General features: G+C 58.6%; 10 protein-coding genes. 5 read left to right on the forward strand and 5 right to left on the reverse strand.

Annotated elements, in window-relative coordinates:
* From paaD to Q0288_RS08845, 5 genes are all read left to right on the forward strand, one after another.
* A partial coding sequence (gene paaD / locus Q0288_RS08825) for a 1,2-phenylacetyl-CoA epoxidase subunit PaaD (protein WP_366914738.1) occupies positions 1 to 485 on the forward strand: 485 nt, incomplete at its 5' end.
* A gap of 100 nt (positions 486 to 585) precedes the next feature.
* Positions 586 to 1,173, forward strand: a complete 588-nt coding sequence (locus Q0288_RS08830) for a hypothetical protein (protein ID WP_299429533.1) — start codon at positions 586 to 588, stop codon at positions 1,171 to 1,173.
* Between the two features lie 230 nt (positions 1,174 to 1,403).
* Positions 1,404 to 2,528 (forward strand): XdhC family protein, encoded by a 1,125-nt coding sequence (locus Q0288_RS08835; protein WP_299429535.1) that lies wholly within the window; start codon positions 1,404 to 1,406, stop codon positions 2,526 to 2,528.
* Positions 2,525 to 3,415, forward strand: coding sequence for a MoxR family ATPase (locus Q0288_RS08840; protein ID WP_299429537.1), 891 nt, complete (start codon positions 2,525 to 2,527; stop codon positions 3,413 to 3,415). The genes Q0288_RS08835 and Q0288_RS08840 overlap by 4 nt, the downstream gene beginning before the upstream one ends.
* Positions 3,416 to 3,524: 109 nt before the next feature.
* Positions 3,525 to 4,739, forward strand: coding sequence for a VWA domain-containing protein (locus Q0288_RS08845; RefSeq protein ID WP_299429539.1), 1,215 nt, complete (start codon positions 3,525 to 3,527; stop codon positions 4,737 to 4,739).
* Positions 4,740 to 4,856: 117 nt separating this feature from the next.
* On the opposite strand, the gene Q0288_RS08850 is transcribed toward Q0288_RS08845, so the two are convergent.
* The 5 genes from Q0288_RS08850 to Q0288_RS08870 all read right to left on the reverse strand — a co-directional run bounded on the left by Q0288_RS08850 (position 4,857) and on the right by Q0288_RS08870 (position 8,933).
* Positions 4,857 to 5,318, reverse strand: a complete 462-nt coding sequence (locus Q0288_RS08850; protein ID WP_299429541.1) for a hypothetical protein — start codon at positions 5,316 to 5,318, stop codon at positions 4,857 to 4,859.
* A 211-nt stretch (positions 5,319 to 5,529) separates the two neighbouring features.
* On the reverse strand, positions 5,530 to 7,122 hold the full coding sequence (locus Q0288_RS08855) for an aldehyde dehydrogenase family protein (protein WP_299429542.1): 1,593 nt from the start codon (positions 7,120 to 7,122) through the stop codon (positions 5,530 to 5,532).
* A 3-nt stretch (positions 7,123 to 7,125) separates the two neighbouring features.
* Positions 7,126 to 7,623, reverse strand: a complete 498-nt coding sequence (gene coaD, locus Q0288_RS08860; RefSeq protein WP_299429544.1) for a pantetheine-phosphate adenylyltransferase — start codon at positions 7,621 to 7,623, stop codon at positions 7,126 to 7,128.
* A 318-nt stretch (positions 7,624 to 7,941) separates the two neighbouring features.
* Positions 7,942 to 8,469, reverse strand: a complete 528-nt coding sequence (locus Q0288_RS08865; protein ID WP_299429546.1) for an RsmD family RNA methyltransferase — start codon at positions 8,467 to 8,469, stop codon at positions 7,942 to 7,944.
* Positions 8,470 to 8,558: 89 nt separating this feature from the next.
* On the reverse strand, positions 8,559 to 8,933 hold the full coding sequence (locus Q0288_RS08870; protein WP_299429548.1) for an FxLYD domain-containing protein: 375 nt from the start codon (positions 8,931 to 8,933) through the stop codon (positions 8,559 to 8,561).
* Between the last annotated feature and the right edge of the window lie 106 nt (positions 8,934 to 9,039).

Genomic DNA, 9,039 nt, shown 5'->3' on the forward strand with positions numbered 1-9,039 from the left:
TGCCATCCACCGAACATTTGTTGGCCGCCCTGGCCAAAATTCCCGACCCCGAGATTCCAGTAATCAACCTGGTCGAGATGGGGATCGTGCGGGGGGTAATGGTTGAAGGCAACAAGGCTACCATAGTCATGACCCCCACCTTTTCGGGTTGTCCGGCCCTGCACCTGATCCGGGAGCAAATAGAGCAAGTCGCCCGGTCACAGGGCTTCGGGCAAGTCGAAGTGAAAACCGTGCTCTCACCTGCCTGGACCACCGACTGGATCACCCCCGAGGCCAGGGAGCGCCTGCGCCGGTATGGGATTGCCCCTCCCAAACCTACCAGCACACAGGGTTCTCTGCTTCAGCTCGAGCCCTCCCCCACCCGCTGCCCCCGCTGCGGCTCGCTCAACACCTCGGTGAAGAATACCTTTGGCCCCACCCTGTGCAAGGCCATCCACGTCTGCAACCACTGCAAAGAACCCTTCGAAAGCTTCAAGACGGTCTAGTTTGTAACACCAGCAAACCATTCTTGGGTCAAATGCAACAAAGCTCTTCCTCGCTCGGGTACACAATCCGAAAGCTTTAAGCATGAGCAGGAGGAACCTTATGAAACGTGTTGCACTACTCGGCAGTGTTTTGGCGCTGGCCTTTGCGGGTTGTGGACTTATCACCACCCCACCCATTGCTAACCCCTTTCAGTTGGCGGGCAAGACCACGACTTTCACCCTGGGGCCAACCAGCCAGGCCAGCGGTACAGCCAATGTAACCGCCACCTTTGACGACCTCACCAGCCTCAATCTTCCTGCTGCCCCCAGCGACTTCACCTATAACATGGCCATCTCGAGCGTGAGCTTTGGCCAAGGCTGCCCAGCCACCATTCCCTCGCCCATCAGCGTCACCCTGAACGCTACTTTGACCCTCTCAGATGGCAGTGGGGCCACGGTGCGTAGCGCCGAGGCCACCGCCACCAACGTGCAGTTCACCATCACCACAACGGGCAGTCAGGTCACGGTGGGCAGCATCACGAACGGCGCCCTCAACCTCAACGTGGGCCAAACCCTGCCCATCATCCAGAACGGTGGCACGAACACCGCCGTTCTGGCAGCCCAGATCACCACCCAGAGCACCCCCGACCTGGCTGGCTGCTCGATGACCATCACCTGGGGCGGGGGACAGGGCGTTCTCAGGTTCTAATACCAGATTCGGTTAGAACCCGACCGCAGGGAGACGCTTTTTTCACCAACCGTCCGGGGGGGTGTGCTCCAGGATTCCAAAAGTGAGCCTCGGGGTCTCCGGGTTGGAGGATGATCTTTTTGAATCCGGTATGGCTGGTTTTTATAAACCGCTGGTGGACTGGTGGTGTGGTTTTGTAATCAAAGTGCGTTTTGCTCCGACCAATACGGGCTAGAATGCAGTTTAAACACATGGAGATTTTTGGTAAAATAGCCGATCTAAAGCGCAAAGGCGAGACCTTTGCTCTGGCAACCGTGGTTTCGCGCCAGGCTCCTGTCTCTTCTCACCTGGGTGACAGGGCGCTGGTCTTTGAGGATGGCCGTTTCGAAGGCTATATCGGGGGTAGCTGCTCACGCGAGATTGTGCGCAAGCAGGCCCTGGAGGTGCTGCGGCTGGGCAGGCCCCGGCTGGTCAAGATCACACCGGAGGCCGCCGCCAGGGTAGTACTGGAACACGCCGACGAGGTGGTCATTCCCATGACCTGCTCGAGCGAAGGCGCAGTGGACGTGTACATTGAACCCATAGTCAGCAAAGCCAGTTTGCTGATTGTAGGCGGTTCGCAAATTGCCCTAGCCACGGCACAGATCGCGGCGCAGATGAACTATTCCGTCACCCTGGCCTGCGAGATGCCGGAGCTGGCAGGAGTAAGGCTCGAGTCGGAGATCCAGGTGCTCGACTGGCGCGATATTGAGGGCTGGCTGGTGGGCCAAAACCCTACCAAAACCCGTATTGTCATCGCCTCGCAGGGCCACTACGACGAAGACTCGCTGGCCCTTATTGCCAAACAGATGCCCAATCCCGCATATCTCGGCCTGGTTGCCAGCCGCAAGCGTGGGATCAGTGTGCTCGACAACCTGGAAATCCTAGGCATCCCCAAAACCACTTTCCCCAAACTCAAATACCCCGCCGGGCTCGACCTGGGCGGGCGTGGGCGAGACGAGGTAGCCATCTCGATTCTGGCCGAAATTATCCTGCTCGGGGGTGGGAAGCAAATTGCAGGGGATGGGAGGCAGGCTAAAGAGGTTGTCCAGGAAACCCCATCCATCGGTCAATCGGCATCTGCTCTGCCCATCAACCCACCAGCGACAAACCAGATCGTCCAGGCGGTTGAAGCTGCAGCAGCTGAGCTTCCAGCCATCGCCCAACCCCGGGCCCTGGGATCTGATTTCGCGGTAGACCCCACCAGTGGCGAAGTTCTGGAAATCGCCCGGGCGGTAAGCGCTGAGTACCAGGGCCAGACCTACTACTTCAGTTGCCCCAACTGCCGCGCCAGGTTCCTCAAAAACCCCGACCAATACCTGAGGGGCAAGGTATGAGTCAGACTCACCCACAGCTCGGCTCGGTAGAGGGCATCCAGGCCGTTCTGCGCGAACGCAACTACATCGCCGACCTGCCGATGGCCACGGCCTTGCGCCTGGTAATGGCTTTGCACAAACCCCTGCTGGTGGAAGGCCCCGCTGGCGTAGGCAAGACCCAGGTAGCCAAGACCCTGGCCGACGTACTGGATACCAGGCTGATCCGTTTGCAGTGCTACGAGGGCCTGGATACCGCTCAGGCCCTTTACGAGTGGAACTACCCCAAGCAGATGCTGCACATCCGCCTGACCGAGAATGTCGGCGAGAGCGTGGCTCAACGCGAGGCCGAGATCTTCAGCGAGGGTTACCTGCTGCGCCGTCCGCTGCTGGAAGCCATCTCACAGGATGCGCCTCCGGTGTTGCTCATTGACGAGATTGACCGTGCCGACGAGGAGTTTGAGGCCTTTCTACTGGAGCTTTTGGCTGAGTTCCAGGTCACTATCCCCGAACTGGGCACCCTGACAGCCCGGCATCGCCCCTACGTAATCCTCACTTCCAATCGCAGTCGTGAGCTTTCCGACGCACTCAGGCGGCGCTGCTTGTATCTGTGGCAAAACTACCCCGCCTTCGACAAAGAAGTAGAGATTATCCGCGTCAAGCTACCCGGCATCAACCAGCGGCTGGCCGAGAAAGTGGCCACGGTTATGGCCCACCTGCGCGAACTACCGCTGAGCAAAGCCCCCGGCGTGGCCGAGAGTCTCGACTGGGCCCAGGCCCTGGTCTCGCTGCACAAGGAATCGCTGGATCTGCCGATCCTGGAGCAGACCTGGGGGGTTATTCTCAAAGATCGAGACGACCTTGCCCTGGTTGAAGCCCAGAAGCATCGAATCGCTGAGCTGGTAGCGTAGGCGTGACTGCAGCAAAGCACTTACCGGTTTCTTTGAAGAGGCGCAGCCTGGAAGTACTTGTGCAGGGAGACTCCAGGCGACCTGCACCGATGGCAAGGAGATAAAGCCGGTGTCCACCTCCAAAGACCCACCCTGGTTTCCGCACGGCAGTCTACTCGAGAACCTGATTGCTTTTTCCCAACACCTGCGTCGCAGCGGGCAGAAGTTCAGTGTGGGGCCACAGGAAGTGCAGGACGGGTTGCTGGCCCTGGGAGCCATCCATCTGGGCAGCATTCAAGAAGTCCGTCTGGCCCTCAAGCTGGTCATGTGCAGCAACCTCGAGCAAGAACGGGTCTTCGACGACCTGTTTTTTCAATTTTTCCTCCCCAGCCGCAAACGCCTCGAGGCCAGACCCAGCAGGTCGAGCCCTGGCGGCCTGGGCGAGACTGCAGGAAAAAGCCAGCACACCCAAAACAACCCCTCCGAGGCCATCCTCGACGCACACAGCCCACGGATGCAGGGGCAGGCCCGGCAGTCGGATGATCAGAACACCGACAACTGGGCCGCACCCTTGTTAAGAGCCATGTTTAGCCGAACGGCGGGAAGCGAAACCCTGGAGGTGGAGATACCCCAGCAAGGCCTGGATGAAATGCTGAGGGCTGCCACGCAGTTGGTTAACCAGGTCAGACTGGGCCGCAGCCGCCGCTGGGATACTACTTCCAAAGGTTCTCGCTTCCACTTTCGACGCACCTTGCGCAAAGCCCTCCACACCGGGGGCGATCCCATCTACCCGGCCTGGCAACACCATCCCAAACGCCAGCCCCGCTTTGTTTTCGTGCTGGATGGCAGCCGTTCAATGCAGGGCTACTCCGACCGGCTCTTGCAGTTTGCTTTTGCCCTGCGGTTGCGTTGCAACCGGGTCGAGGTCTTTTCCTTTTCAACCGCACTCGAGCGAATAACCCGGCAGTTGGAAAAAGCCCGAAGCCTCGCCGAGCGTCCCGAACTTGGCCAGTTGGGCCAGGCCTGGGGAGGTGGAACCAAAATTGGGGAGAACCTGCTGCGTTTGGAACAAAAGTTTGGAGGTCTCATTCGTAGCGATACCATTGTGATCATGGCCAGCGATGGCCTGGACACCGGAGCACCGGATGTCCTGGATTATGCCTTACGGCAGGTCTACCTTCGCTGCGCGGCCCTGATCTGGTTGAATCCCTTGCTGAGCACCCAAGGCTACGATCCCAAAGCCAATTGCATGAAAACGGCCCTCCCCTACCTGGACAGGTTCTGTGCGGCCAGCACCCCCGAAGAACTGGGCCGGCTAACCCATCAACTTCGTCTGCGGAAATAGCTTCCTGCAGAAGTCGCTGATGGCCGGTAGCGGGTGGCTACTTCAAGCGCAGTGACCTGAGGGCAGTTTCAGGAAATTTCACCATTGGGCAAAAATAACCGGGTCAGGCCTGACGTGCTACCTGGCGCTGGCTACACGGCGGAAATCTCTATCCAGCCGTGCAAAAGCTGGGCCTTCGACCAGCCCCACATCAATCTGCTCGGATGCCAGGGTTTCCAGCCGAACCGACCCAAAGCCATCCGCCCGTACCGCAAACGTCCAGCGCATCTCGACACTGGCTTCGACCTGTCCCTGGGCATTAACCCGTTGGGAGACATAGATGGCCGTGGCACCCGTACCCAGGCGCTGTACCCAGCGTCCGTAGCCGGGCAGGGGACGGGCTTCCAACGCATAATAGGTTGCGACCGACTGGGACAGGCGTATTACCACCGGGTTACCGGCTGCAACCGCCTGAGCGCTGCCCGGGGTAATCCCGCCTCCCACATCGTAGACCACCTCACCCGGATCGGCCCGCACCGCAGGGCCACAGGCCGCCAGGAGGGCAGTTCCCACCAGCATCAGTGCCATCCAGTTACGCATGTTTGTTCCTCCTATCTCATCTTAAGCCTTGCCAGGTGATAGCCGGGTGAAGGGGGCCGAAAAGCCTGGTGCTGGACACTGAAGATCGCGTGCTTCGGGCCTGTTGCCTCCTTGGACGCTCCTGGTAAGAGTCCAGGCCCATGCACGAAAACCAAGCTCTCAAGAGGTTTTACTGCCTTGAAAGCCATGGTTTTCTCCTCCCAGCCTTTCCCTAGCTCCCCAGCAACTTCGCCCAATCGGTTGGGGCTTTGGCCTGGCTATAGTCGGTGTCCATCTGGGCGAGCTGGAGTTTGCCCGAATACTCCTCGTTGACGGCCTGCCAGTAGGTGTACTCCTCGATCACCCAGATTCCGCTTTCACGCGCTCCGTTGCCACTGCCTCGGATACCCCCAAAGGGCAGATGGGCTTCGGCACCCACGGTGGAGTTGTTAATGCTGGTCATCCCAGCCCTGATCTGGTTTTTGAAACGGTAAGCCCAGTCGCGGCGGTTGGTGTAGACCGAGCTGGAAAGCCCGTAACCATGAGCATTGGCCGCCTGGATAGCTTCATCTACCCCATCTACACGCACCAGATTGATGGTGGGGCCGAAAATCTCTTGCTCAAACTGCTTCATGCCGGGCCGGGCTTCCCAGACCGTGGGCCAGCCAAAGGTACCGGCGTCGGGGTCGCCCTTGAAGTGGGGGTAGGGGTTGGAGCCGGTGATCTGAGCCTTACCGAACAGGAGGGTGGCCCCATCGGCGACACCCCAGGAATAGTGCTCGATCCAGTGCTCGAGCATGCGTTTGTTCATGAAAGGGCCGTAGGTCACGGCAGGGTTTTCGATGGGGTTGCCCACCACGGTAAGCTCGGTTTTTTCCAGGAAGCGCTTCTTGAACTCATCGTAGATGGGGGCATCCACAATGATATTCCCGGCGCTGGTGCAGCGCTGACCACCGGTGGCAAAAGCGCTCCACCAGGCTCCTTCCACCGCCAGATCCAGATCGCTATCACGTAGTACCACCAGGGGGTTTTTACCGCCGAGCTCGAGGGTTGGGCGCAGCAGGTTGCGGCCTGCTACCTCGCCAATCCAACGACCTACGGCGGTACTGCCGGTGAAAGCAAATTTGTTCAAAACTCCCTCGTCCATAAGTTCCACCAGCCACTGTCCGGACGAGTCCTTGCCCTTACCAAACACCAGGTTAATGACTCCTGGGGGTAGTCCAGCCTCTTCAAACAGCCTGACGAAGACATAAGATAGCGCTGGGGAATCGTCGGAAGGCTTCCAGACCACCGTATTGCCGGTCAGGATGGCCGGTATCAGCTTCCAGGCCGGCACCGCGATTGGGAAGTTACCTGCCGTGATCATCCCCACCACCCCCTGGGGACGCCGAAAGGTGAAAAGTTCCTTGTTAGGCATCTCGCTGGGCACGGTCTGGCCATAGAGCCTGCGCCCTTCGGAGGCGAAAAAAATGGCCGTATCAATGGCCTCCTGCACGTCACCGCCAGCCTCCTTGAAGGTCTTGCCCACCTCGCGCACCATCAGTCGCACCAGGGTGTCTTTTTCGCGGGCCATGACCTCGGCCAGGTTCATCAGTACGGCCCCCCGAATGGGGGCAGGGGTACGCGACCAGTCCTGGAAGGCTTTTTGAGCTGCTAGCGCAGCATTTCGCAGGGTTTCTTTGGAGGCTTCGGGAAACCGGGCAATCAGATCGGCTCGGTCAGCAGGATTGTGGCGCTCGAGGGTTTTCCCATCGAAGTTCTCGTCCCCGCCAATCAGGTGGCCTATCTCCAGAGCATTACCGTACTTGCTTTCATAAACCAGCATCTTCTACCTCTCTATTGAATTGAGTCGGGCACGTAAGGCTTCTACGGTCGCGGGCGGCACCAGCTTTCCAACGTCGCCCCCAAAACGAGCGATCTCCTTAACCATGGTGGACGATACATACGACCAGCGAGTGGCAGCCATGATGAACAGGGTTTCGGGGTGGTTGCCATACTGGCGGTTCAGGTGGGCCATCTGCAACTCGTTTTCGTAATCGGACACAGCTCGCAAACCTTTGACGATCACCCTGGAGTTGATTCGCTTCATGTAGTCCACCAGGAGACCGCTAAAGGTGTCCACTTCCACATTCGACATGCGGGCCGCCGCTGCGGCAAGGCGGATGATTTCGACCCGTTCGTGCGGGGAGAAAAGCCACAGGGCACGTTTGGAGGGGTTCTCGAGCACTGCGACGGTTACCTTGCCAAAAAGCCTCGAGGCCCGCTGGATCACGTCAAGGTGCCCGTTATGCAGAGGGTCGAAACTCCCCGGATAAACGACATGCATAATGCCTCGCTTTCGCGAAGTATCTTCACACAGTCCAGTATCCAGCGTCAAACCTCTGCTGGTGTAATACCAGATTCGGAACCCGACCGAAGGGAGACGCTTTTTTCGCCGACCGTCCGGGAGGGGTATGCTCCAGGATTCAAAAAGATGGCCTCCGAGCCTCTTGCTTTGTTGATGATCTTGTTGAATCCGGTATAAAAGCCTGAAAACCAGAACCGAAGCGGTCAAGCGTCGCGAGCACACAGACCAAAAGCTGCAGCATCAATTGCGCTGGCTGAACCTGCCGAGACGCCCTGCTTCCGCTGCTCCTGGATCCATTCACCCCAGTCCTGAAGCCTCGATCATCGTGAGGGTGTTGAAGCCGTACTCTCTACGCTCACCGGCTGGCAGGATCAACTCCGTGGGGTGTTGCAGGATGTACAGACCAGCAGGTTCAACAATTTGGGCCTCGAGCAGCCGGTCAAAATCCTGCAGCAGGTTGTGAGGATATGGCGGCGCCATAAAGGCTACGGTATACCTTAAACCCCGCCGATTCGCATCCAGCAAGTAGCGCTCCACGCTGACCCCTTCGATCTGTACTCTCAGGCGGGTTTTGCTGGCATTCTCGCGCAGAAATTGAATCGCCTGGTGGTCTTTCTCCACCATTACCACACAAAAACCCTCCGAGGCAGCTTCCAGCCCAATCGCCCCGCTTCCCGCATATAAATCGAGGAAGCGCCCTCGGTGCGGATAGCGAAAGCGCAAAAAGTCGAACAGCGCTTTACGCAGCCGTACCGGGCTGGGCCGCGCGGACTCGGGTACTTTCAGTGCTACGCCTTTAGCAGTTCCACCCAGAATTCTCAACACCACCGTATCCTTGTGGTATGTTTCATGTAGCAATGCTACCAAAAGCTACCAGGCACAGACAAAAACGCTTTATATGAAGGCAACCTCTACTAGCGAGGGCTGGGAACCAGGGTGGCAATTTGCACCACTCGAGGGTTGCGGAACCACAACTCGCAACGGTTGACCGAGTCAAAATTCGTGCGTATGCGCACCTCGAAAGGGGCTCTTTCCCCTGGGCCAAGGCTGCGATCCGCCAACTGCGATGCATTGGTGGCCATCCGCAACCCGGGCCCGATTACCCGCACACTGGCCCGCAAATCGGTTATTGGCCTCGAGCTGATGTTCTTGACAACCCCCTGAACCAGAACACCCCGCGAGAATGCTTTGCAACTCCAGGAAACCACCCGCAGGCGGTAAACCCCCGACTGACCCAGTGCCATACTGGCGATGGCCAGGGCCAACAGGAGAACAAGCAAGCGCTTCATGGTTTTGACCGTTATAGCTTGTCAGGAGCCACCGCAGGCCCCTCTGGCTTTCCCCATCCCAACTGCGAGTGCAGTGTATAGCAGATTTGAGTTTCACAAACCGTTA

The organism is uncultured Meiothermus sp. (genome assembly GCF_937863175.1).
GTDB lineage: Bacteria > Deinococcota > Deinococci > Deinococcales > Thermaceae > Meiothermus.

Coding starts and splice junctions, on each gene's coding strand:
- Q0288_RS08830 (WP_299429533.1), top strand. CDS start 586: ATGAAACGTGTTGCACTACTCGGCAGTGTTTTGGCGCTGGCCTTTGCG.
- Q0288_RS08835 (WP_299429535.1), top strand. CDS start 1,404: ATGGAGATTTTTGGTAAAATAGCCGATCTAAAGCGCAAAGGCGAGACC.
- Q0288_RS08840 (WP_299429537.1), top strand. CDS start 2,525: ATGAGTCAGACTCACCCACAGCTCGGCTCGGTAGAGGGCATCCAGGCC.
- Q0288_RS08850 (WP_299429541.1), bottom strand. CDS start 5,318: ATGCGTAACTGGATGGCACTGATGCTGGTGGGAACTGCCCTCCTGGCG.
- Q0288_RS08855 (WP_299429542.1), bottom strand. CDS start 7,122: ATGCTGGTTTATGAAAGCAAGTACGGTAATGCTCTGGAGATAGGCCAC.
- coaD (WP_299429544.1), bottom strand. CDS start 7,623: ATGCATGTCGTTTATCCGGGGAGTTTCGACCCTCTGCATAACGGGCAC.
- Q0288_RS08870 (WP_299429548.1), bottom strand. CDS start 8,933: ATGAAGCGCTTGCTTGTTCTCCTGTTGGCCCTGGCCATCGCCAGTATG.